Origin of the sequence: Streptomyces natalensis ATCC 27448 (assembly GCF_000935125.1) — a bacterium.
Lineage (GTDB): Bacteria > Actinomycetota > Actinomycetes > Streptomycetales > Streptomycetaceae > Streptomyces > Streptomyces natalensis.
The window spans coordinates 213,907-236,463 of record NZ_JRKI01000062.1; the positions used below are offsets into that span (position 1 = coordinate 213,907).

The window sequence follows — 22,557 nt, forward strand, 5'->3', positions numbered from 1 at the left end:
CTCGCTCACGGCAAGCCGGCCACGGCAGGGGCCATGCACCAGTCGAAACCATCGAGAGGAGCACCACGCATGAGCGCATTAACCGAATGCCCCACGAGCACGCGCACGCGAGACCCACAAGCCCTGCTCAACGCCGTACAGCCACATATCCGGCACCTCACCGTCAACGTCTTCGACAGCGGCATGACCATCTGGGACCGCGAGGTGGCACTCCTACTGCGCGACGAGGTGATGGTCCGCGACCTGGTGGAGCGCATCCTCGGCAACGCCGTGATGTACCTGACCGCCTCCATGGAGCACCCCGAGGTGCACCTCGGGGTAGGCAAGGTCGTTGATATCGGCGTGCACCAGATCATCCTCGACACCCCGGTGTACTTCGCGTTCTGCGCTCTGTACAACAACGGGGCGTACAAGCACCACGCGCCATTCATCCAGCGCCGGAACGACGGCATGGTTCTGCGTACCGCTGCCTTCCTACGGTCGATCGGGTTTCATCCGGACGAAGAGCTGTGGGCGAGGGACGGCGCCAACTGTTCGCCGTGTGACACCCAAGTGCCCGACAGCCACTGACCACCCGCACTAGCGTGTTGGCCTCGCCGGCCCAACACCGGCGGGGCCAACTCCCCTATCAGCTCTGCGAGGACGCCGCCGTGTCTGCACCGCACAACTACGACCACGAGCGCCGGCTCTGGGACATCTACGCCGGATCCCAGTCCGTACGCGGCGAAGTGTTCGACTCCGAACCGGTCTTCCGCTGGACGCAGTACCGTGACCACCCGACCGCGCCAGGCCCAGAGCTGTTGGGAGATCCCGAGAGTGTGTTGGAGCTCGGCTGCGGCACCGGTCGTGCCCTGGCCTGTCTCGCAGAGCGCGGAGCGAAGGCCACCGGTGTGGATCTGTCACCGGTCATGGTCGAACACACCACTGAACGGTGGGGACCGCGCGGGGTGCGGTTCGTGTGCGCGGAGGTGCTCGACTACCTGGAGCGCACGAGCGAGACGTACGACGCCATCTACTCGATCTTCGGCGCTGTCTGGTTCTGCGACCCTGAGCGGCTGTTCCCTCTCGCCGCCGCCAGACTGAACCCTGGTGGGGTCATCGTGTTCTCCCAGCCCCCGGCAGTCCCGGGCGCGTACGGGCCGCAGGGCATGTACAAGGGCGGGTTCGCGGGGCCTGCGATGTATACCTACCGGTACAGCTACGCCCCTGAAGCCTGGGCACGTTTCCTGTCCGAGGCTGACCTGACCGACACGAGTGTGACCGTGCTGGATGCGCCCACCGAGGGCCACATCGGCACGCTGATCGGCCGCGCCGTACGGCTCTGAGCAGCACGCAGAGCGCGGAGCCAGTCCTCGACGCGAGGCGCCGCCGTTTCTGCCCACCGCCGGTGGCCGCGGCCCGTATCGGGGGTGGGTGGCGGGGGTGGGTGGCGGGGGGGGGTGGCCCGAAAGGCCGCCAACACCAGTCCCTGCCACTCCTCCCGCGTCACCCCGGCCAGACCCCTCAGGTCTCCGACCGATACATCAGATCCGTCTCATGGGTGACGAACCCCAGTCGCTCGTACACGCTCACCGCCGCCACATTGTCCGCATCGACGTACAGCATCGCCGTCGGCAGCCCCTGTGCCGCCAGGTGCCGCAGGCCGATCGAGGTCAGGGCCTTGCCCAGGCCGCCGCCCTGGGCGCCGGGGCGGACTCCGAGTACGTAGACCTCGCCCAGGCCCTCCTCGGCGTGCACCTTCGTCCAGTGGAAGCCGACCAGCCGGCCCTCCTTCTCCACGAGGAAGAAGCCCTTCGGGTCGAACCACGGCTCGGCCTTGCGGTCGTCCAGGTCGCGCTGGGTCAGCGAGCCCTGCTCGGGGTGGTGGGCGAAGGCGGCGGCGTTCACCTCCAGCCAGGCGGCGTCGTCGGTGCCGGGCTGGAAGGTCCGTACGGTCACGCCCTCGGGGAGCGTGGGTTCCGGCAGCGTCAGATCGGCCAGGGAGCGCCGCATCTGGCGCAGCTCGCGGAACATCGTCAGGCCGAGGGTCTGGGCGAGGTGCCGGGCGGCCGGGTGCCCGCCGTGCGCCCATACCCGCAGCCGGCGCCCGGACTGTGCCAGCAGTTCGCTGCCCAGCGCCCGGCCGTGCCCGCGGCCGCGGTGGCCCGGGTGCACGACCAGCTCGGCGGCCGGAGCCTCCACCGGGTCGGTGTCCTCCAGCTGCCCGTAGGCGACCAGCTGCTCCTCGTCCTCCGTCGGCGTGTACACGAGCACATGCCGCACCCCGGGGCGCCGCCCGCCGCGCAGCTGAAGCCGCCCCTGCTCGGACACCGCGGGCTGCCCGTCCGTCCGCGCGGCCTGCTCGATCAGCTCCAGCACGGCCGCGGCCGTCTCCGGGGTCAGCTCCTCGACCACCCGGACCCTGCGGCCGGACCGGCCCATCTCCTGTGCTGCGTCAGTCATGCGTGCAGCGTACGACTCTCCCGGGGGCGGGGGCCGGGTCATCGGGCGTGAGGAAACGCACCGGGGTGATCTTCCGGACGTGGGCGAGGACGGCGAGCCACTCCCCCGGCTGGGGAACAGGTGGGGAGCAGGTGGGGAACAGCCAGCTGGTTCCCCGCCTGGTCCTGCGTCGTCATCATGGCGTCAGCTCGACCCTCAATCTTGGTTGAGGGTCGAGCGAGGCGAAGCCACGGGCTTCGCCGAGCCGTAACCCGTCCCCCCTGTTGCGCTACGCGCGTCGACCGTAGGCTGCCCTCCGCTCGGACCATCCAGGAGGGGAACCCATGCCATCCACGCCTCAACCACGCCGCGCCACACGGAGATTGGCGGGAAGACTGTCGGCCGCGGCCGCCGTGCTGGCCGCCGCCATCGGGGTCACCGCGACCGCCCTGCCCGCCGGGGCCGAGACCGCGCACCCGGGTGGCGGCCGTACGGTCGACGTCCAGCTGCTCTCCTTCAACGACTTCCACGGCAACCTCGAACCGCCGCAGGGCTCGTCGGGCACGGTGCAGGAGCTGGAGCCCGACGGCAGCAAGAAGGCCATCCCCGCGGGCGGCGTCGAGTACCTGGCCCAGGCGCTGCGTACGGCCCGTAAGGGGCACCCGTACTCCGTCACCGCCGCGGCCGGCGACCTCATCGGTGCCAGCCCGCTGCTGTCCGGCCTCTTCCACGACGAGCCGACGATCGCGGCCATGAACAAGCTGGGTCTCGATGTCACCTCCGTCGGCAATCATGAATTCGACGAGGGCCGGGCCGAGTTGACGCGGATGCAGAAGGGCGGCTGTCATCCCAAGGACGGCTGTTACGAGAAGGGGAAGAAGTTCGCGGGGGCCGACTTCCCCTACCTCGCCGCCAATGTCACGGACGAGAAGACCGGCAAGCCGCTGCTCAAGCCGTACACCGTGTGGCAGCACAAGGGCGTCAGGATCGGCTTCATCGGCGTGACGCTGAAGGGCACCCCGGACATCGTCAACGCCGCCGGAGTCAAGGGCCTGAAGTTCCACGACGAGGTCGCGACCATCAACAAGTACGCCAAGGTGCTCAACCGGCAGGGCGTCAAGGCGATCGTGGCCCTGATCCACGAGGGCGGTATGCCCGCCTCCACCGCGTACAACTACAACTGCGACAGCCCCGGTCCCGGCGACGGCATCTCCGGCCCGATCACCGAGATCGCCAAGCATGTGACCCCGCAGGTCGACGCGCTGGTCACCGGCCACACCCACCAGTCCTACACCTGCACCATCCCGGACCCGTCCGGCCGGCCCCGCACGGTGACCTCGGCGGCGTCCTTCGGCAGGCTCTACACCGATACGACGCTCACCTACGACCGGCGCACCCATGACATCGTGCGCACGAGTGTGAAGGCGCCGGGCGCGGTCAACCATGTCGTGGAGCGCACGGGGCCCAAGGCCGTGGACATGACGTCCCTGATCGCCCGCTGGAACAAGCTCGCCGCGCCGGTCGCCAACCGCCCCGTCGGCCATATCTCCGCGGACATCGACGGCCGCGGCACCGAGGCCCCCGAGGCTCCCCTCGGCGACGTCATCGCCGACGCCCAACTGGAGGCCACCCGGGCCGCCGACAAGGGCGGCGCCCAGCTCGCCCTGATGAATCCGGGAGGCATCCGCTCCGACCTGGCCTACAAGGCGGCCGGCTCGGAGGGCGACGGCGTGGTGACGTACGGGGAGGCGTTCACCGTCCAGCCCTTCACCAACATGATGAATGTCGTCGACCTCACCGGCAGCCAGCTCCTGACCGGCCTCCAACAGCAGGTCAGCGGCCCGAACGCGGCCGAACCCAAGATCCTCCAGGTCTCCAAGGGCCTGACCTACACCCTGGACATGACGAAATCCGGTGCCGGCCGCGTCGTCAAGGACTCGCTCAAGCTGAACGGCACCCCCATCGACCCGGCCAAGACCTACCGCGTCGCGATGAACGAGTTCCTGGCGGGCGGCGGCGACGGCTTCCCCGCCTTCAAGGACGGCAAGAACAAGTACGTCGGCGCCTCCGACCTGGACGCCTTCACGGCCTACCTCACCGCCCACTCCTCGGCATCCGGCCCGCTGGATCCGCCGAAGGCGGACCGGATCACGATCGTGAAGTAGCAGTCGTGAAGTAGCGGGACGGGGCGGGCCGTTCGGCACTGCTCACGCAGCCTGCCCCGGCCGTCCGTCACAGAGACGGGCGGCCGGGGCCGGTGCGCTTCGCACAGCGTTACAGCAGGTGGAAAGCGAAGCCGAAGCCCACGATGGCCATAGCCAGGCCGATGAGGAGAATCACCGGCCCGAACAGGTAGGTGAAGCAGCCCCTGCCGTCCTTGACGCGCCAGAGGCCGTTTGTCAGGACGACACCGGCATAGACGACTATGCATCCGATGATCCCGAGGAGCTCCCAAAGACTGGGGCCCCAGCCGGGGTCGTGTTTCGGGAGGTGCGCGACCCCCGCCAGGATCACGGTGCTGGTCTCGTGGGGCACGGACTAATTCGCCTCTTTCTTGGCTTCGTCATAGTCCTTGTCAAGGTTCTGAAGGTCGGTCTCAATGCCCGAACCGCCTTCGTAAATCGCCGTGTTGAGACCGGTGCGGAAGGCATTCCGGTACGCCCCGTCGATGAGCTTGCCCTGTTCACCTCCGCCCTCGCCGCCGAGGCTGTGTCCCTCCATCTGCCCGAGGAGGTGGTCGCCGAGGTGGTTTCCGAGGGCACCGGTGACGGCATTCGTCCCCACGTCCCATGCAGTGTCCGAGCCGCCCTTGTCATCGTCCGCCAGGTCGGCGTTGAGGCCACCGGCAATGTTGCCGAGCGCACCGTTGGCGGCGCTGCCCGCCCACCCCTCGCCTTTGAGCATCCTGCCGAACGCGCCGGTCAGCTTGGCACCCTCCGCCAGCTCCGATCCGCCCACAGTGAAGGCGGCGGTACCCAGAGCTTCCCGGTTGGCAGTGTGAAAATCGTTGCCCACCGTCACCGGCTGACCGTTGAGTGCCTGGTTGAGCATCATGCTGCCCGAGTCGGCAACGAAGTTCGTGGCGTAGCTTTCTGCAAACTTGCCGCCGATACGAGCCACCGCGACGAGCATTTTCTCCAGCGTCGCCGCAACTTCGGCGCTCATCCCGCCGAAGCGCTCCAGCAGGGCCGCCACCTTCTCGGCTGCCGAGGTGAACAACTTGACCAGGTCCAAGATCTTGCCAACCTTCGCGGCCACAGCCGCATTGGCGACGAGGTCGGAGAGGAAGCCGGTGAACGCGGACAGCGCGGCGCCCAGCACCTCCATCTCGGCGATCTGGACGCAGATGTCGATGATCTCTTCGTTGATCTTGTCGATCTCGTCGGCGAATTCCCGTAGCCCGTCGGCCACATGGTGGAAGTTCTTCGCGACGTCGGTGATGGTCTTCTTCTGGCCCTGCCAGTGCTTCTCGAAGGCATCCCGGGCCTCGCCGTGCCAGCCCTGCTTGTCGACGCCGTCCACGGCGCTGTCGAGGACCCGTACGACCTTGGCCAGTTCGGTGCCCATGGCGTCCCAGGCATGGGCGATCGAGCGGAGCGTGTCACCGTTGCCGCCGGGGAGTTCCACGCCGAATGCCTGGAGGATCTCCAGGACCTTGCCGTCTATCCAGCCGTTGATGCTCATGTCACACGCCCCGGACCTGGCTCACGGACCGCAGGTGACCGATGGCTACCCGGTCCGAGTCCTGGTAGCTGGACGCGTTGATCCGCAAACGGTCCGCGTCGCTGTTGAGCACATCGGGAAGGTGTCCGAGCGCCTTGACAGTGCTGTTGAGCAGCTGCCAGTACTTATCCATCGCGCCGTCGCAGGCACCCAGGATGCCGAAGGCTTCTCCGACCTCTGACGATGTCGCCACAAACGCATGGAGCTGCGTGGTCAGATCCCCCGCTTCCCGGTCGAATTTGTCCGCCAGATCCGTCAGCGCCGAGGGATCGACACCGAACTGCCCGCTCATCCCGCTTCCCCGCTCCCTCTGCTCGAACATGTACGAGCTCCAGGAGTACGTCAGGAAGCGAATGCCGAAAAGGATCTTTAATGGCTTCAACACGCTGCGCTGGCCTGCGCATTGCCTCCTTGGGGTGACCCATAGCAAGACTTGGCCAACCCTGGACCCTGCCGGTGCGGATTCCGGATGCCGTTGTCCGTACAGAGGACGACGGCCCGGCGGGAATGCTCCCGCCGGGCCGGTCTCGTATCGCGTCCTACGTCGCTCAGCCGCCGTACGGGTTCCCCTGCTGCGGCGCGCCGTAGGGGGGCTGCTGCGGGGCCTGCTGGTAGCCCGGCTGCGGCTGCTGCGGGTAGCCGGGCTGCGCCTGCTGGGGCTGGGCCGGCGGGTAGCCGTACTGGTTCTGCTGCGGGGCGACCGGCTGCTGCGGGGCCTGCTGGTAGCCGGGCTGCTGGGGCTGGCCGGGGGCGGGAGCCGGGGCGCCCTGGTAGCCGGGCTGGGGCTGCTGGGGGTAGCCGGGCTGCGGGGCGGCCTGCGGCTGCTGCTGGGGCATGCCCTGCGGCGCGTAACCCTGCTGCGGGGCCTGTGGCATACCGGGCTGCTGGGCCGGCGGCATCCCCGGCTGCTGGCCCGCGAACTGCTGCTGCGGCGCGCCGCCGACCGTGGCCAGCAGCTGCTCCAGCTCGGTCCGCCACGCCCGGTGGACATTCAGCCGGACCGGCGCCGCCTCGCCCGGGAGCGCCAGGCGGACCGAGCTCCACAGCGTGCTCAGGTTGACGTCCGAGAACGCGTTCTGGGCCTGGTCACGCGGGATCACATGGGTGACCTCCTGCGGGCGGTTGTTGACCCGGTGCACCCGGTGCACCACGATCGCCTGGTCCGTCACCGTGACGAAGTAGTACTTGACCATCATGCGCCCGACGAACCCGAGCATGCTCATCAGCCACGGGCTGGGCCCCGTGACCGTCTCGAACGTCACCAGCGCCCGGTCCCCGGGGTTCTGCTGGGCTATCGCCGCCGAGACCTGTTCCTTGATCGTGCTCTTGAGCATTGCCATAGCGGCTGTTCCCCAATTCCGTGACAGTGGACTGCCAAGCGTATCCACAGGACCTGTGGCCCCATGGTGGTGCCGGAGGCCAATTCCCGGTCGCTCTCCCCGAAATCCGGCACATACTCTCCGCAATCGCCCTCAGTGTGTCCCGAACCACCGCTCGGCCAGGGCGTCCAGCGTCGGCCGCGGCGGAGCGGGCAGCTCCCGCAGGTACCAGGGGAGGTCGCTGTGGACGTGCAGCAGGGTGAGGGCGAGGAGTTCTCGGGGGTCGAAGCGCTCGCCGTACGCGCGCAGGACGCGGGCCAGGAGGCGTGGATCGCCGCGGGAGACGAAGAGGCCGACGGCGACGAAGTCGTAGGCGCGGTGGCCGATCATGGCCGGTTCGAAGTCGATGAGTCCGGTGAGCCGCCAGTCGTCGGAGGCGTCGATGAGCAGATGCTGGCGCATGAACTCCGTGTGGAGGAGGACCCCGGCCCCGGCCCCGCCACCGGGCCCGGCCCCGGCCCCGCCACCGGGCCCGGCCCCGGCCCCGCCACCGGCTCCCGCTTCCACTTCCACTTCCGCCTCCGCCTCCGCCTCCGCCTCCGCCTCCGCCTCCGGCACGGGAACGGGTACAGGTACGGGTACGGATACGGGCAGGGCTACGGAGTCGGGCAGGGCCACGGAGTCGAGGAAGGCGGGGATCTGCTCCAGCCACGGTGCGGGCAGGGCGCGGGCGCGCTGGCGGTCCACGGCCGAGGCGCGTTGGGCGGCGAGGAAGGCGGGCCAGTCGCCGGGGCCCAGCACGTCGGCGAGCGGGGCCGGGTCCACCGCGTGCAGGGCGGCCAGCGTCTCACCGGCCTCGGTGGCGATACGGTCCCGTTCGGCCCGGGGGACTCGGGGCCAGGCGACGGCCAGATCGCTGCCGCGCAGCCGCGACATCAGCACATAGCGCCAGCCGTTCTCGTACTCCCCCGCGTCGTACACATACGGGGTGGGGACCGGCAGGCGGCCCTGGAGGTGGGCGAGGACCCGGGCCTCGGCGCGGGCGTCGGCGGCGCTTGCGGCCGGGAAGAGCTTGAGGACGTAGCGGTCGCCGACGGCGTAGACGGGCAGCGAACCGGCCGGAAAGCGGGCCAGGGGGGCGTCCCGTAGCCCGAGCCGGGTGCAGAGGGCGGCGACGCCCCGCCGCAGGATCTGTTCGTCGGGGACGATCGCGTCCCCCTCGTCGTCCGTGTCCACGCGAGGCAGCATGCGCGGACGGTAGGGCGGGCGGGGCGGGCCCATCAAAGGGTTTTCGGCGGCGCCGTCGGCATGCGACGGGCCGTCAGACGGGCACCGCCCCGGCCCGGTCAGGAGAAGTCCGCGGCGTGCTCCCGCGCCCACTGGGCGAAGGGGCGGGCCGGATGGCCGGTGACCCGCTCGACGGCGTCCGAGACGGGCGGCGCCGGCCGGCCCACGGTGCTGCCGAACATCCGGATGAGTTCCCGCGCGGATTCCTTCGGCATGTGCGGGCCGGCGATCGCCTCGGCGGCCGCGTCCTCGGAGATCTGCTCGACCCGGACCTCGCGCCCGATGGCCCGGCCGATCTCGGCGGCCTGCTCGGCCACGGTCAGCGCCTCCGGGCCGGTGACGACATACGCCTGGCCCGCATGGGCGCCCGTACGGTCCAGCAGGGCGACGGCGGCGACATCGGCGAGATCCGCTTCGTGGACCGGTACGCCCTGCGCGCCCGGGTGGGCGTTGCGCACCACGCCGGATTCGCGGATCGACGCGGCCCAGCCGAGGGTGTTGGTGGCGTAATTGCTGCCGCGGACGAAGGTCCACTCCAGACCGGAGGCGCGCACCGCACGCTCCACGGCGGCATGCATACGGGCAATGAAGTTGGTCTCGTCGGCGGGCGAATCCGTCACCGCCACCGAGGAGTTGAGGACGACGCGGCGGACACCGGCCGTGACCGCGGCGTCCAGCACCGCGACGGCGGACTGCTCGCCGCCCGCGGCCAGATTGAGGAACAGCGCCTCGGCGCCGGCCAGCAGCGGTGCGAGGCCGGCGGCGTCGGTGAGGTCCGCGCGGACCGTCTCCGCCGCGGGCGGCAGACCGGCGCGGGAAGGGTCGCGGGTCAGGGCGCGGACCTGCGCACCGTCCTGGAGAAGGCGGCCGACAAGCCTGCGGCCGATATTGCCGGTTGCGCCGGTGACGACGATCACGGAAACCCCTTAAGAAGACATCGCTGCGGTCGTCACCACAACACCGTCGCCGCTCCACTTGTTCCACAAGCCGCGGATTGCGGCTCCCCATCGGGACGACAAATTTTCGCCAAGACGGACCGTTCATCTTTCGCGTACGTCACATACTGCCGGTAGGACTTGCATTCGAGGGTCCCACCCGTGGTGGGATGTACGGATGCGCACCCCCATACGCATATCTTCACCCTCCCCCTCTTCGCCGCCGGACCTTTCCCCGTCCGGCGACACCCGCGAGATGACACCGCTGAACCCTTACGCCGATCTGGCCGCCCTCGCCGACCCGGAACCGGACCCCGAACCGGAACCCGAGCCGTACCACCAGCCGCTGCGTCGCACCTATCTCAACGAGCGTGACGACAGCGACGATCCGCTGGGCCTCGGGCTGCGTGCGGACGACGAGGACGAGCAGTGGACGCCGCCGAACCACCGTCGCAGAAAGCGCGGCATCAGCCGCTTCGCCGCCGTACCGATCACCATCAAACTGCTGGTGGCCGTCCTGGTGTGCACGGCGTTCCTTACGCTCTTCGACCGCTTCGCGGTGCTCTACGCGCAGGGCAAGGCCGCGGAGAAGCTCAAGGAATCCCTGCATCTGAACGCCACTCCGGACGTCGACATCAAGGGTTTCCCCTTTCTGACCCAGGTCCTCGGCAAGCGCCTGGAGCAGGTGGACGTCACCATTCCCGACGTGGCCGCCGACCGCGTCTCGCTGGCGAAATTCTCCGCGTCCGCGAACGACATCCGGATCGACGGCGATCTGCCGAGTTCCATCAAGGGCGCCACCATCGGCAGCATGCACGGCAATGTGCTGCTCGCCTTCGACGACATGAATCGCGAACTGGGCGCCTCCCAGGTGAAGTTCAGCCAGCTGGGGCCCAATGCGGTGCGCGCGGTCGGCGAGCTGCCGATCGCCGGCCACCCGTTGCGGGTACGGGCGGAGGCGCACATCCGGCGGGCGGGGGACCGCGGAGTCTCCACCGACATCAGCCAGATGCGCCTGGACATCGCCGATATCGCCGTCTACCGCCCCGGCACCGGCAAGGAGGAGGGCCTCCGGCTCACCCGTAAGACCGCCTCCGAGCTCAGCCGTCAGGCGGCCAAGGTGAAGGCGATGCTGAGCATTCCGGCGATCGCGCACCGCATCGGCATTCCGCAGCAGTACATCGACGCGGCGCTGCACGACGAACAGAAGCTGCACGATCTGACCGGTTCGCCGCGCTTCGTCGAGAAGCTGATGAAGGTCAACCTCGTCGATGTGGTGATGGACCACCCCTGGCTGCTCCAGAAGGTCGGCATCGACCCGAAGATCTTCGGCACCCTGAGCGGACTGACCAAGCCGCAGCTCGCCGACCGGCTCTCGCTCTCCTTCCGGCTGCCGAAGACGCCCGGTGACGTCCGGCTGCGCACCATCACCGTCCAGCAGGACGGCATCCATGTCGAGGTGACGGGGGCGAATCTTCCGTTCGGGGACGCGGCGAAGAAGGCGAAGAAGGATTAGCCGGAGGGGGTGGCAGGGGCAGGGGCCGCTCTACTCGGGCGGCCCCTGCGGGCTCTTCGCGTGAGGCACGTCCGGCGGCGGCGTCGGCGCCCCCGGCAGGGTCAGCACCGCCTCCGTACCGCCGAGCTCCGCCGACCGCAGCCGTACCGCACCGCCGGCCTGTTCCGCCGTGCGGGCCACGATCGACAGGCCCAGCCCGCTGCCGGGCAGGCTGCGCGCGGACGGTGAACGCCAGAACCGCTCGAAGACATGGGGGAGTTCGTCCGGGGAGATGCCCGGTCCGTGGTCGCGCACGGTCAGCTCGCCGCCGGTCAGCCGGACCTCGACGGAGCCGCCGGCCGGGCTGAACTTGACCGCGTTGTCGAGGAGGTTGACCACCGCACGCTCCAGCCCGGCGGGCTCGGCCCGTACGTACCAGGGGTCGAGGTCGGCGGTGAGGGCCAGCGACGGGCCGCGCAGCCGGACGCGCGCCAGGGCCGTGCCGACGATGTCGTGCAGCGCGACGACCTCGACGGCGGCCTGCCCGCGCGCCGGACGCGACAGCTCCTGAAGGTCGCCGATCAGCGCCGCCAGCTCCCCCATCTGCGCCTTCACCGACTCCAGCAGCGCCGCCTTGTCCGCGGGCGGGATCGGCCGGCCGGACTGCTCGCTGCGGACCAGGAGGTCGATGTTGGTGCGCAGGGAGGTCAGCGGAGTGCGCAGTTCGTGACCGGCGTCCGCGATCAGCTGCTGCTGAAGGTCGCGGGAGGCGGCCAGCGCGCTGGTCATCGAGTTGAAGGAGCGCGAGAGCCGGGCGATCTCGTCCTCGCCGTCGACGGGGATGCGCACGGCCAGATCCTCGGTACGGGCGACGTGCTCGACGGCGTCGGTGAGCCGGTCGACGGGTTTGAGACCCGACTGGGCGACCCACAGGCCGGCGTACGCGGCGCCGAGCACCCCGATCCCGGCGACGACCAGCAGCACCAGGGCGAGCTGGTCGAGCGGCTGGGTGACCTGGTCCATGGGGGTGGCGACCGAGATCGCGAGCGGATTGCCCGAGGCGTCGGTCACCGGGCCGAGGGTGGTGAAGACCCGCATCTCGGTGCCGTTCTTGGCCCGCGTGGTGTGCACGGTGTTGGACAGCCGCTGCTGAGCCACCAGCTCATCCGCCCGCTGCACCGGGATCGAGGACTTGCCGGGGGCGGTGCAGTCATAGCCGCTCGACGACACCAGGCGGACGGTGTACGGAGTGGGCGGGGGATTGCCCGCAAGGGGCTGGCCGTTGCAGTGGTCGACCAGCGCCCGCACATAGGTGTCGGTCACCTTGACCGAGCTCAGCGTCTCGTCCAGCTGCTCGGTGAGCCGGTCGCGGGTGACCAGCCAGCACGCCGCGGCCGAGAGCGCCACCGCCACCGCCACCGCCAGTCCCACCAGCATCGCCAGCCGGGAGCGCAACGGCAGCCTGCCGTACCAACGGGTCATTCCGCGCCGCCCTCCGACCGCAGCACATAGCCGACGCCGCGCACGGTGTGCACCAGCCGCGGCTCGCCGCCCGCCTCCGTCTTGCGGCGCAGATACATCACATACACATCGAGGGAGTTGGAGGTGGGCTCGAAGTCGAAGCCCCAGACCGCCTTGAGGATCTGCTCACGCGTCAGGACCTGCCGCGGATGGGCCAGGAACATCTCCAGCAGGGTGAATTCGGTACGGGTCAGCTCGACCGGCCGGTTGCCGCGGGTCACCTCGCGGGTGGACAGATCCATCCGCAGATCGGCGAAGGACAGTGTGTCGTTCTCGTCGACCGGCGCACCGGCGGCCGCCGCATACGTGCTGCGCCGCAGCAGCGCGCGGATCCGCGCCAGCAGCTCGTCCAGCTCGAAGGGCTTGACCAGGTAGTCGTCGGCCCCGGCGTCCAGCCCGGTGACCCGGTCGCCGACCGTGTCGCGGGCGGTCAGCATCAGGACCGGTACGGTCACCCCGCTGGCCCGCAGCCGGCGGGCGGCGGTCAGCCCGTCCATCCGCGGCATCAGCACATCCAGCACGATCAGCTCGGGGTGGTACGTCGCGACCTTCTCGACCGCGTCCAGACCGTCGACCGCCTGCTCCGTCGCATAGCCCTCGAAGGCGAGCGAGCGCTGGAGCGCCTCGCGGACGGCCGGCTCGTCGTCGACGATCAGGATGCGGGCGGGCTGATCACCGTGCTCGGCGGGGCTCATGTGCGTGGTTACCTCGGGTGGATGGGGGGCACCTCCCATGCCCTTGAGGCATGGGGGAGGATCGACGGTCGGCACCTTACGGGCTGCCTTCAGCGTGGCACGGCGGCGTCAGATACGGCCGTTGCCGCCGCCCCCGCTCCCCCCGTCGCGCAGCGAATCGAGATCGGCCTTGACGGTGTTGATCGGTATGGCGAAGCCCAGTCCGATGCTGCCCGCGCTGCTGCTGGAGGCCGAACTCGGCGAGTAGATCGCGGAGTTGATGCCGATGACCCGGCCCTGCATATCGATCAGCGCGCCGCCGGAGTTGCCCGGGTTGAGCGAGGCGTCGGTCTGGATGGCCTTGTACGAGGTCTTGGACGAGCCGGTGTCGCCGTTGTACTGGTTGCCGCCGAACTCGAACGGCCAGCCGTCACCCGGGTCCCGCTGCTGCCGGCCGCCCTCCTTGGGGACGGTGACATCGCGGTTGAGGGCGGAGACGATACCGCTGGTCACGGAGCCGGTGAGGCCCTCGGGCGAGCCGATCGCGACCACGCCGTCGCCCACCGCGATCCCGTCGGAGTCGCCGAGCGTGGCGGGGGTCAGGTTCTTGCCGTCGCGGACCTTGATCAGCGCCAGGTCCTTGTCGGGGTCGGTCCCCACGACCTGCGCGGTCTTCCGGCTGCCGTCGCCGAAGGTGACCTGGACCGCCCGCGCACCGGACACCACATGGTTGTTGGTGACGATCTCGCCGCCGCGGGTGAGGACCACGCCGGACCCGGTGGCCTCCCCGGACCCGGTCCGCGCCTTGATCTCCACTATCGCCGGGCTGACCGCCTTGGCCACCCCCGAGACCCCGCTGCCGCTCTGCTTGCCCGCGTTGACCAGCGGCGTACCGGCGCCGTCCGCCTGCACCTGATGGGTGGCACCGGCCAGCAGCGCCGCGCTCCCCCCGCCGATCAGACCGGACGCCAGCGCCACCGCCGCCAGCAGCGCAACCGGCCGCCGCGCCCGGCGGCGCGACCCGGGCTCGACGGAGTCCGGTGCGTACGGGGGCGGCGGCGGAACGGCCTGCCCGTGGTCGCCGTGCCCGTGGTCGCGGGGCCCGTGCTCGTGCCCGTAAAGGTCGCCGTACGCATACGGCCGGTCCTGTGGCATGTCCTCGCCGCTTCGGCGGTAGCTGTCGGTCATGGCATTGACTGTGCGCCCGGTCCATGAGAACCGTCTGAGAACGTCCTGAGAGGTCCGGCAGAAGTCGGTATGCCCGGCATAAGGACCCGCCGGGCACCAGGGCCCGGGCTCAGCCCTGGCAGCCGCAGGACCGCCGCACCACCAGCCGCGACGGGAACTGCCGCAGCCGCTCGCGGCGCGAGCCGACCACCCGCAGCCCGTCGTCCAGGACGAGGTCCACCGCCGCCCGCGCCATCGCCTGACGGTCCGAGGCGACGGTGGTCAGCGGCGGATCGGTCAGCCCGGCTTCCTTCACATCGTCGAAGCCCGCCACGGCCAGCTCGCCCGGCACATCGATCCGCAGCTCCCGGGCGGCCCGCAGCACACCGATCGCCTGGTCGTCGGTCGCGCACATGATGGCCGGCGGCCGGTCCGGCCCGGCCAGCAGCTTCAGCGCGGTCTGGTAGGCGTCGTAGCGGTTGTACAGGGCCTGGAAGTAGCGACCCTCCACGGACTTCCCGGACTCCTGCATGGCCCGCCGCCAGCCCTCGACGTGGTCGGTGACCGGGTCGCCGGACTTGGGCGTCTCCTCCGTGCCGCCGAGGAAGGCGACGTACGGATGGCCGTGCTCCAGCAGATGCCGGGTCGCCAGCTGCGCGCCCCAGATGTCGTCCGTCATGACGGCGACGTCGTCGATGGCATCCGGGCGGCGGTGCAGCAGCACCACGCGCGCATCCCAGGCGTCGATCTCGGCCGCGGCGTGCTCACTCGGTCCCTGGCTGATCAGGATCAGCCCGGCCACCCGCATCCCGAGGAAGGCGCGCAGATAGTGGGCCTCGCGCTCGTCCTCGTAGTTGGCGTTGCCGACCAGCACCATCTTGCCGCGCTCGGACGCGGCCCGTTCCACGGCGTGCGCCATCTCGGCGAAGAACGGCTGCCGGGTGTCCGGCACGATCAGACCTATGAGGTCGGTGCGGCGGGAGGCCATCGCCTGCGCGACCCGGTCCGGCCGGTAGCCGAGCTCCTTGATCGCGGCGAGTACCCGCTCGCGCGTGGCCGGGGCGACCGGCCTTGGTCCGTTGTTGATGACGTAGCTGACCACGGCGGTGGACGTCCCCGCCAGTCTTGCCACATCATCCCGCGTCACCTTGGCCACGCGCGGCAGTCTACGCGGATGGTCCTACCGGGAGGCAGGTCGTCCGGCCACGGTTTGGGCACGCGGGTCGACGGCCTTCGCGGAGCCGTCACCGTCACGGTCCGCCGCCGACCCGTCCTTCGCCGCCTTCGCGGCGTTCTCGGTCGCCTTCGCCTGGGCGTCCGCCGCCCGCTCCGCCTTCTCCGGCGTGACAAAGCGGTAGCCGACGTTACGGACCGTGCCGATCAGCGACTCGTGCTCGGGGCCGAGCTTGGCGCGCAGCCGACGGACATGCACATCGACCGTCCGCGTACCGCCGAAGTAGTCATAGCCCCACACCTCCTGAAGGAGCTGGGCACGGGTGAAGACCCGGCCCGGGTGCTGCGCCAGATACTTCAGCAGCTCGAACTCCTTGAAGGTCAGGTCCAGGACCCGCCCCTTCAGCTTGGCGCTGTACGTCGCCTCGTCCACCGAAAGATCACCGTTACGGATCTCCGTCGGGCCGTCGTCGGTGGTGATCTGCTGGCGGCCCATCGCCAGCCGCAGCCGGGCCTCCACCTCGGCGGGGCCCGCGGTGTCCAGCAGAACGTCGTCGATGCCCCAGTCGGCGGTGACGGCGGCCAGCCCGCCCTCGGTCACCACCAGCACCAGCGGGCAGCCGGGCCCCGTGGACCGCAGCAGCTGACACAGGGACCGCACATGCGGCAGGTCGCGGCGACCGTCGATCAGTATGACGTCGGCCCCGGGGGTGTCGATCAGGGCCGGGCCCTCGGCGGGGGCCACCCGCACGCTGTGCAGCAGCAGGCCCAGCGCCGGGAGCACCTCCGTCGACGGCTGGAGTGCATTGGTCAGCAGCAGAAGGGAACTCACCTACGACCACCTACCCGGTTTCCGGCGAGCGTCATCCTGTGCGGCTGCTCACGGTCCTGCCTGCCCTGCCTGCTTCGCTTGCCCATGACGTCTGGTTCCTCCTCGGTCCCTGCGACGGGGGGCACCATCCCGGCCCTACGGGCCTAAGAAAGCACGAAAGGACCCGGGGGCTACGCTGCCCGGATCCTTCTTGTCCAGCAGGATAGCTCACCTGGCGGCAGAGCCAAGGTCGATTGTTCACGTTTTTGTGTTTCGTTGATCACCCTCCGCTGCGCTTGGCTTGGGCCCCACGTTTTCGCTGCGCTTGGCTTAGGCCCCACGTTGTCGGCTTTCCCGCCGTCGCGGGTTTCTCCCCACGTTGTCGGCTTTCCCGCCGCGGGGGTGTTTCGCCGTTGCGCCTGCGGCGGGCGTGGGTTGTACGGGTGCGGTGCCACGCCTCCGGACTCCGTCCTGCGGCGCGGCCCCTCCCGTGAGTGGGGGGGAAGAAGGCCGGTGGTCCACCCCCACCGTCTTTTTCCACCCCCAACGGGGAGGTGCCGGTCCGTAGTGGCGGAGCCGTGTAGGGCCGGTGCCGCTGCCGGACAGCCCCGCGCCAGCGGCAACGCCCGCCGCAGGCGCAACGACGGGAAAGCCAGAACGTCGGCTCAGGCAAAGCGCAGCGGACGGGCCCGCCGCAGGCGCAACGGCGGCAAACCCCTACGGCGGGACGGCCGACAACGTGGGAAGCCTTATACAACGGCCCCGGCGAACTGCGCCGCGTAAAGCCGCGCGTACGCCCCCTCGGCCGCCAGCAGCGCGTCGTGCGTGCCCTGTTCGACGATCGCTCCGGATTCCATGACGAGGATGAGGTCCGCATCACGGATGGTGGAGAGCCGGTGGGCGATGACGAAGCTCGTGCGGCCGGTGCGCAGCTGCGCCATCGCGTGCTGGATGAGGACCTCGGTGCGGGTGTCGACCGAGCTGGTGGCCTCGTCCAGGACGAGGATGGCCGGTTCGGCGAGGAACGCGCGGGCGATGGTGATCAGCTGCTTCTCGCCGACGGAGACGTTGGCGCCCTCTTCGTCTATGACGGTGTCGTAGCCCTCGGGGAGGGTGCGCACGAAGCGGTCGACGTGGGTGGCCTTGGCGGCCTCGATGACCTTGTCGAGGGAGGTGCCCTCCGGGGCGCCGTAGGCGATGTTCTCGGCGATGGTGCCGCCGAAGAGCCAGGTGTCCTGGAGGACCATGCCGATGTTGGCGCGCAGGTCCTCGCGGGACATCTCGGCGATGTCGACGCCGTCGAGGGTGATCCGGCCGCCGCGGACCTCGTAGAACCGCATCAGGAGGTTGACGAGGGTGGTCTTGCCGGCGCCGGTCGGGCCGACGATGGCGACGGTCTGGCCGGGGTGGACGGCCAGGGAGAGGCCGTCGATGAGGGGCTTGTCCTCGTCGTAGCGGAAGGAGACGTCCTCGAAGGCGACCCGGCCTTCGATGTGCTCGGGCCGCACGGGGCGCTCCGCGTCGGGGTCCTGCTCCGTGGCGTCGAGGAGTTCGAAGACCCGCTCGGCGGAGGCGACGCCGGACTGGACGAGGTTGGCCATGGAGGCGACCTGGGTCAGCGGCTGGCTGAACTGGCGGGAGTACTGGATGAACGCCTGGACGTCGCCGATGGACAGGGCCCCCGAGGCGACGCGGAGGCCGCCGACCACCGCCACCAGCACGTAGTTGAGGTTCCCGATGAACATCATCGCGGGCTGGATGATCCCGGAGATGAACTGGGCCTTGAACCCCGCGGCATAGAGCGCATCGTTCTGCTCGCGGAAGAGGGCGGCGGACTCCCGCTGCCGGCCGAAGACCTTGACCAGGCTGTGGCCGGTGTACATCTCCTCGATGTGCGCGTTGAGCTTGCCGGTGGTCTTCCACTGCTGGACGAACTGCGGCTGCGCCCGCTTGCCGATCTTCGTGGCTACCAGGACCGACAGCGGGACGGTCAGCAGCGCGACCGCGGCCAGCAGCGGCGAGATCCAGAACATCATGGCCAGCACGCCGAGGATGGTCAGCAGCGACGTCACGATCTGGCTCATGGTCTGCTGGAGCGTCTGCTGGATGTTGTCGATGTCGTTGGTGGCGCGGGAGAGGACCTCACCGCGCTGCTGTTTGTCGAAGTAGGCGAGCGGCAGCCGGGCCAGCTTCTCCTCGACCTGCTCGCGCATCCGGAAGACGGTGCGCTGGACGACGCGGGTGGCGATACGGGCCTGGACGAAGCCGAAGAGGGAGGCCACGGCGTAGAGCAGCGCGGTGGCCCCCAGGACCGTGCCGACCGTGCCGAAGTCGATGCCGTGGCCGGGCACGACCGGCATCGTGCCGAGCATGTCGGCCAGGCCGCCCTGGCCGTGGGCGCGCAGCTGGGCCGCGGCCTGGGCCTTGGTCACTCCCTCGGGCAGCCGGCGGCCGACGATACCGGCCACGATCAGGTCGGTGGCATGGCCGAGGACCTTGGGCGCCACCACGGTCAGCGCCACGCTCAGCACCCCGAGCCCCAGCCCGAGGCCGATGACGGCGCGCTCGGGCCGCATCTGGCGCAGCAGCCGCTTGCCGGAGCCCTTGAAGTCCATCGACTTCTCGGTGGGCTGGCCGCCCATCATCCGGCCGGGGCCCGCCATCGGGGCGGGGCCGCGCCGGGGGGCGGCCGTGGGAGCCTCGGCGCCCGCTTTCCTGTCCGCGGTGGTCACGCCGCCTCCTGCTCGGTGAGCTGGGAGAGCACGATCTCCCGGTACGTTTCGTTGCCGGCCATCAGCTCGGTGTGGGTGCCGGTGCCGACGATCCGGCCCTCGTCCAGCACCACGATCCGGTCGGCGCCGCGGATGGTGGCGACCCGCTGGGCGACGATCACCACCGTCGCCCGGTCCGTCTCGCGGGCCAGGGCCGCGCGCAGCGCCGCATCCGTGGCGTAGTCGAGCGCCGAGAAGGAGTCGTCGAAGAGATAGACCTCGGGTTTGCGGACCAGCGCGCGGGCGATGGCGAGCCGCTGACGCTGGCCGCCGGAGACATTGGAGCCGCCCTGCGCGACGGCGGCGTCCAGACCGCCCTCCATCCGCTCGACGAACTCCCGCGCCTGCGCGGTCTCCAGGGCGTGCCACAGCTCCTCGTCGGTGGCGTCCGGATTGCCGTAGCGCAGGTTGGTGGCCACCGTCCCGGAGAAGAGGTACGGCTTCTGCGGCACCAGCCCGATGGCCCGCGCCAGCGTCTCCTGGTCGAGGGTGCGTACGTCCTCGCCGTCCACCAGGACCTGGCCGCCGGTGGCGTCGAAGAGGCGGGGGACCAGCCCGAGGAGGGTGGACTTGCCGCTGCCGGTGGAGCCGATGACGGCGGTGGTCTCGCCGGGGCGGGCGGTCAGCGAGATGTCCTTGAGGACCGGTTCCTCGGCGCCGGGGAAGCGGAACTCGACACCGCGGAGCTCCAGTTCGCCGTGGCGGCGCAGTTCGGTGACGGGGTGCTGCGGCGGGACGACGCTGGTGTCCGTGCCGAGCACCTCCTGGATGCGCTCGGCGCAGACCTCGGCGCGCGGCAGCATCATCACCATGAACGTCGCCATCATGATCGACATCAGGATGTACATGAGGTAGGAGAGGAACGCCGTCAGCGCGCCGATCTGCATTCCGCCGCTGTCGATCCGCAGCCCGCCGAACCATACGACGGCCACGCTGGAGAGGTTCACGATCAGCATGACCAGCGGGAACATCATCGACATCAGCCGGCCGGCGCGCAGCGAGACATCGAAGAGATCGGTGTTGGCCCCGGCGAACCGCTCGCGTTCGTGCCGGTCGCGGACGAAGGCGCGGATGACGCGGATGCCGGTGATCTGCTCGCGCAGGACACGGTTGACGGTGTCGATCCGGGTCTGCACCCCGCGGAAGAGCGGACGCATCCGGCGCACGATCAGCGAGACGAAGATCCCGAGGACCGGGACGATGACCAGCAGCGTGCCCGACAGCGTCACGTCCTGGTTCAGCGCCATCGCCACGCCGCCGACGCACATGATCGGCGCCGAGACCATCATCGTGAACGTCATCAGGACCAGCATCTGGACCTGCTGGACGTCATTGGTGGTGCGGGTGATCAGCGAGGGTGCGCCGAAGGTGCCCATTTCCCTTGCGGAGAAGGACTGCACCCGGTCGAAGACGGCGGCGCGGATGTCGCGGCCCAGCGCCATGGCCGTACGGGCGCCGAAATAGACCGCCACGACGGCGCAGACGATCTGGAGCACGGTGACGGCGAGCATCAGGCCGCCCAAGCGGAGGATGTAGCCCGTGTCGCCCTGGACGACACCGTTGTCGATGATGTCGGCGTTCAGGGTGGGGAGGTAGAGATTGGCCAGGGTCTGTATCAGCTGGAGCAGAACGATCAGGGATATCGAGCGCCTGTAGGGCCGCAGATGCGCCCGCGCGAGTCGGACCAACACGGATTGAGCCTAAGGGAAAAATTGCCTTCGGCAATCGAATATCCGGATTCGGCAGGCCGTCCCGAATGCCTCGGCGGGACGGGGCCCGCCGCCGCGTACGCCATCATGGAGGCGGCAACGAAGGAGAAGGGGCCGTCGTGACAACAACAGGCACCGTGCGCTACTGGGCAGCGGCCAAGGCCGCGGCCGGTACGGCCGAGGAGCCGTACGCGGCGGGCACGCTCGCCGAGGCGCTGGACGCGGCGCGCGCCGCACACGCCGCCAACCCGGAATTCGCACGCGTCCTGGTGCGCTGCTCCTTCCTGGTGAACGGCATCGCCGTCGGCACCCGTGACCACGCGACGGTCGAACTGACCCAGGGCGGCACGGTCGAGGTCCTGCCCCCCTTCGCCGGAGGGTGAGCACACAGACATGAGCGACAACCAGCCGCAGTACCCCGGGCACCCCGCGTACGACCCGGCCGCGCAGCAGCAACAGCAGCAACAGCAGTACGGGTACGGCTACGGGCACGGGCACGACGGGCAGAATCCCTACGCCCAGCAGGACGCGTACGGCCAGCAGGACGCGTACGGCCACCAGGACGCCTACGCCCCGCAGGACGCGTACGGCCAGGATGCCTACGGCCACCAGGACGCCTACGCCGCCCCGGCCCCGGCCCCGGCCCCGGCCGACCCGTCGCACGTCCCCTCCCAGCCGCACCAGGTGACGCTGACGCCCGAGGAGCCGGCCGCCCGGCCGCATCCGCAGCCGGCCAGGCCGCACCCCGCCGTCCCCGCGTCCATCGCGCACCTGGCGCCGAATCAGCGCGCCCGCGCCGAGGGCCGCTCCCCGATCATCCCGCCGGGCATCCAGCCGGCCGCGCTGACCGCCGTCCTCGCCGTCCTGCTCGCGCTGACCGCGCCGCTGGCCCGCCCGGTGCTCGCCGTACCGGTCGTGCTGCTCCAGGCGGTCACCGCCGCGGGCTGGTTCCGGCTGAACGGCATGTGGCCCGCCCGCCAGGGCATCGCGCTGGCCTTCCTGGCCGGGCTGGTCACCGATGTCGCCCTGCTGGCCACCGACCGCTCGGAAGCTCCCGTGGTCGCCCTCGGCACGCTCGGCGTGTGGTGTGCGTTCGTCCTCGTCCTCCAGCTGCGCAACCGCAGCAGCGCCGACGAGCGGATGTACGCGCTGACCGCGGGCATCGCCTCGACCGCGCTCGCGGTCCTGGCCTCCGGCCATCTGGCCGCCGCCCCGCAGGCCGTCACGGTCGGCGGCGCCGCGGTCGCCCTGGCCACCCTTGCCCGTGCGCTGCCGCTGCCCTCCGTCGTCTCGGTGGCTGTCGCCCTGCTGGCGGCCGCGGGCGCCGGTATCGCGGCCGGTCAGCTGAACGGCTTCGGCACCGCCGGCGCGTTCCTGGGCCTGGCCGCCGGCGGCTGCGCCCTGATCGGGCTGCGCGTCGCCAGCTACGACTACCCCTCCCGCTTCGTCCACATGACCGCCGGCGTCGCCCTTCCCCTGGCCCTGGCCGCTCCTGCGGTCTACGTGCTGGGCCGGGCGCTGGGCCACTGACTCCTCGTTTAGGGTCGGCGG

20 protein-coding genes are annotated in these 22,557 nt (G+C 70.2%); 6 read left to right on the plus strand and 14 right to left on the minus strand.

Annotation, left to right across the window (positions count from 1 at the left end; genetic code table 11):
• Nucleotides 1-69 precede the first annotated feature (69 nt).
• The gene (locus SNA_RS36135; protein ID WP_030063778.1) at nt 70-570 is read left to right on the plus strand and encodes a hypothetical protein; all 501 of its coding nucleotides are present in this window, start codon (nt 70-72) and stop codon (nt 568-570) included.
• Nucleotides 571-650: 80 nt separating this feature from the next.
• Nucleotides 651-1,325, plus strand: coding sequence for a class I SAM-dependent methyltransferase (locus SNA_RS36140; RefSeq protein WP_030063777.1), 675 nt, complete (start codon nt 651-653; stop codon nt 1,323-1,325).
• Nucleotides 1,326-1,503: 178 nt separating this feature from the next.
• Here SNA_RS36140 and mshD read toward each other — a convergent pair whose 3' ends face one another.
• Nucleotides 1,504-2,421: a mycothiol synthase gene (gene mshD / locus SNA_RS36145; protein WP_030070843.1), complete on the minus strand. Its 918-nt coding sequence runs from the start codon at nt 2,419-2,421 to the stop codon at nt 1,504-1,506.
• A gap of 344 nt (nt 2,422-2,765) precedes the next feature.
• Here mshD and SNA_RS36150 point away from each other — a divergent pair, with 344 nt between their 5' ends.
• Nucleotides 2,766-4,586, plus strand: a complete 1,821-nt coding sequence (locus tag SNA_RS36150) for a bifunctional metallophosphatase/5'-nucleotidase (RefSeq protein ID WP_078970445.1) — start codon at nt 2,766-2,768, stop codon at nt 4,584-4,586.
• A gap of 109 nt (nt 4,587-4,695) precedes the next feature.
• On the opposite strand, the gene SNA_RS36155 is transcribed toward SNA_RS36150, so the two are convergent.
• The 6 genes from SNA_RS36155 to SNA_RS36180 form a co-directional block, all read right to left on the minus strand.
• Nucleotides 4,696-4,956, minus strand: coding sequence for a hypothetical protein (locus tag SNA_RS36155; RefSeq protein ID WP_030070837.1), 261 nt, complete (start codon nt 4,954-4,956; stop codon nt 4,696-4,698).
• 3 nt (nt 4,957-4,959) lie between these two features.
• A complete protein-coding gene (locus tag SNA_RS36160) occupies nt 4,960-6,105 on the minus strand; it encodes a WXG100-like domain-containing protein (RefSeq protein ID WP_030070835.1) in 1,146 nt (381 codons plus the stop codon).
• Between the two features lies 1 nt (nt 6,106).
• On the minus strand, nt 6,107-6,466 hold the full coding sequence (locus SNA_RS36165; RefSeq protein ID WP_030070834.1) for a type VII secretion target: 360 nt from the start codon (nt 6,464-6,466) through the stop codon (nt 6,107-6,109).
• Between the two features lie 226 nt (nt 6,467-6,692).
• On the minus strand, nt 6,693-7,484 hold the full coding sequence (locus tag SNA_RS36170) for a hypothetical protein (protein WP_044368597.1): 792 nt from the start codon (nt 7,482-7,484) through the stop codon (nt 6,693-6,695).
• 132 nt (nt 7,485-7,616) lie between these two features.
• Complete coding sequence (locus tag SNA_RS40905; protein WP_044368665.1) at nt 7,617-8,711, minus strand: aminoglycoside phosphotransferase family protein; 1,095 nt, start codon at nt 8,709-8,711, stop codon at nt 7,617-7,619.
• Between the two features lie 98 nt (nt 8,712-8,809).
• Nucleotides 8,810-9,667, minus strand: a complete 858-nt coding sequence (locus SNA_RS36180; RefSeq protein ID WP_030070828.1) for an NAD(P)H-binding protein — start codon at nt 9,665-9,667, stop codon at nt 8,810-8,812.
• A 196-nt stretch (nt 9,668-9,863) separates the two neighbouring features.
• Between SNA_RS36180 and SNA_RS36185 the strand changes: the two genes are divergently transcribed.
• Nucleotides 9,864-11,201 carry an LmeA family phospholipid-binding protein gene (locus SNA_RS36185; RefSeq protein WP_030070827.1) on the plus strand — a complete coding sequence of 446 codons (1,338 nt, stop codon included), beginning with the start codon at nt 9,864-9,866 and terminating at the stop codon, nt 11,199-11,201.
• Between the two features lie 30 nt (nt 11,202-11,231).
• On the opposite strand, the gene SNA_RS36190 is transcribed toward SNA_RS36185, so the two are convergent.
• From SNA_RS36190 to SNA_RS36220, 7 genes are all read right to left on the minus strand, one after another.
• Nucleotides 11,232-12,662 carry a sensor histidine kinase gene (locus SNA_RS36190; RefSeq protein WP_037793238.1) on the minus strand — a complete coding sequence of 477 codons (1,431 nt, stop codon included), beginning with the start codon at nt 12,660-12,662 and terminating at the stop codon, nt 11,232-11,234.
• On the minus strand, nt 12,659-13,396 hold the full coding sequence (locus SNA_RS36195) for a response regulator transcription factor (protein WP_044368598.1): 738 nt from the start codon (nt 13,394-13,396) through the stop codon (nt 12,659-12,661). The genes SNA_RS36190 and SNA_RS36195 overlap by 4 nt, the downstream gene beginning before the upstream one ends.
• A gap of 108 nt (nt 13,397-13,504) precedes the next feature.
• A complete protein-coding gene (locus SNA_RS36200) occupies nt 13,505-14,563 on the minus strand; it encodes a S1C family serine protease (RefSeq protein WP_030070823.1) in 1,059 nt (352 codons plus the stop codon).
• Nucleotides 14,564-14,672: 109 nt separating this feature from the next.
• On the minus strand, nt 14,673-15,698 hold the full coding sequence (locus SNA_RS36205; RefSeq protein WP_044368599.1) for a LacI family DNA-binding transcriptional regulator: 1,026 nt from the start codon (nt 15,696-15,698) through the stop codon (nt 14,673-14,675).
• A 24-nt stretch (nt 15,699-15,722) separates the two neighbouring features.
• Entirely contained in the window at nt 15,723-16,547 is an 825-nt protein-coding gene (locus tag SNA_RS36210) for a response regulator transcription factor (RefSeq protein WP_044368601.1), read from the minus strand.
• 728 nt (nt 16,548-17,275) lie between these two features.
• Complete coding sequence (locus SNA_RS36215) at nt 17,276-19,189, minus strand: ABC transporter ATP-binding protein (protein WP_104532156.1); 1,914 nt, start codon at nt 19,187-19,189, stop codon at nt 17,276-17,278.
• A gap of 65 nt (nt 19,190-19,254) precedes the next feature.
• Complete coding sequence (locus tag SNA_RS36220) at nt 19,255-20,988, minus strand: ABC transporter ATP-binding protein (protein ID WP_030069840.1); 1,734 nt, start codon at nt 20,986-20,988, stop codon at nt 19,255-19,257.
• A 137-nt stretch (nt 20,989-21,125) separates the two neighbouring features.
• Here SNA_RS36220 and SNA_RS36225 point away from each other — a divergent pair, with 137 nt between their 5' ends.
• Both SNA_RS36225 and SNA_RS36230 read left to right on the plus strand, forming a co-directional pair.
• Nucleotides 21,126-21,389: a MoaD/ThiS family protein gene (locus SNA_RS36225; protein WP_030069838.1), complete on the plus strand. Its 264-nt coding sequence runs from the start codon at nt 21,126-21,128 to the stop codon at nt 21,387-21,389.
• Nucleotides 21,390-21,399: 10 nt separating this feature from the next.
• Nucleotides 21,400-22,536: a hypothetical protein gene (locus tag SNA_RS36230; protein ID WP_030069836.1), complete on the plus strand. Its 1,137-nt coding sequence runs from the start codon at nt 21,400-21,402 to the stop codon at nt 22,534-22,536.
• Nucleotides 22,537-22,557: the final 21 nt, after the last annotated feature.

Bases quoted from the DNA above. Each gene is read 5' to 3' on its own strand.
- SNA_RS36135 (WP_030063778.1), top strand. From the start codon at position 70: ATGAGCGCATTAACCGAATGCCCCACGAGCACGCGCACGCGAGACCCA.
- mshD (WP_030070843.1), bottom strand. From the start codon at position 2,421: ATGGGCCGGTCCGGCCGCAGGGTCCGGGTGGTCGAGGAGCTGACCCCG.
- SNA_RS36150 (WP_078970445.1), top strand. From the start codon at position 2,766: ATGCCATCCACGCCTCAACCACGCCGCGCCACACGGAGATTGGCGGGA.
- SNA_RS36160 (WP_030070835.1), bottom strand. From the start codon at position 6,105: ATGAGCATCAACGGCTGGATAGACGGCAAGGTCCTGGAGATCCTCCAG.
- SNA_RS36165 (WP_030070834.1), bottom strand. From the start codon at position 6,466: ATGTTCGAGCAGAGGGAGCGGGGAAGCGGGATGAGCGGGCAGTTCGGT.
- SNA_RS36170 (WP_044368597.1), bottom strand. From the start codon at position 7,484: ATGGCAATGCTCAAGAGCACGATCAAGGAACAGGTCTCGGCGGCGATA.
- SNA_RS40905 (WP_044368665.1), bottom strand. From the start codon at position 8,711: ATGCTGCCTCGCGTGGACACGGACGACGAGGGGGACGCGATCGTCCCC.
- SNA_RS36185 (WP_030070827.1), top strand. From the start codon at position 9,864: ATGCGCACCCCCATACGCATATCTTCACCCTCCCCCTCTTCGCCGCCG.
- SNA_RS36190 (WP_037793238.1), bottom strand. From the start codon at position 12,662: ATGACCCGTTGGTACGGCAGGCTGCCGTTGCGCTCCCGGCTGGCGATG.
- SNA_RS36195 (WP_044368598.1), bottom strand. From the start codon at position 13,396: ATGAGCCCCGCCGAGCACGGTGATCAGCCCGCCCGCATCCTGATCGTC.
- SNA_RS36200 (WP_030070823.1), bottom strand. From the start codon at position 14,563: ATGACCGACAGCTACCGCCGAAGCGGCGAGGACATGCCACAGGACCGG.
- SNA_RS36215 (WP_104532156.1), bottom strand. From the start codon at position 19,189: ATGGCGGGCCCCGGCCGGATGATGGGCGGCCAGCCCACCGAGAAGTCG.
- SNA_RS36230 (WP_030069836.1), top strand. From the start codon at position 21,400: ATGAGCGACAACCAGCCGCAGTACCCCGGGCACCCCGCGTACGACCCG.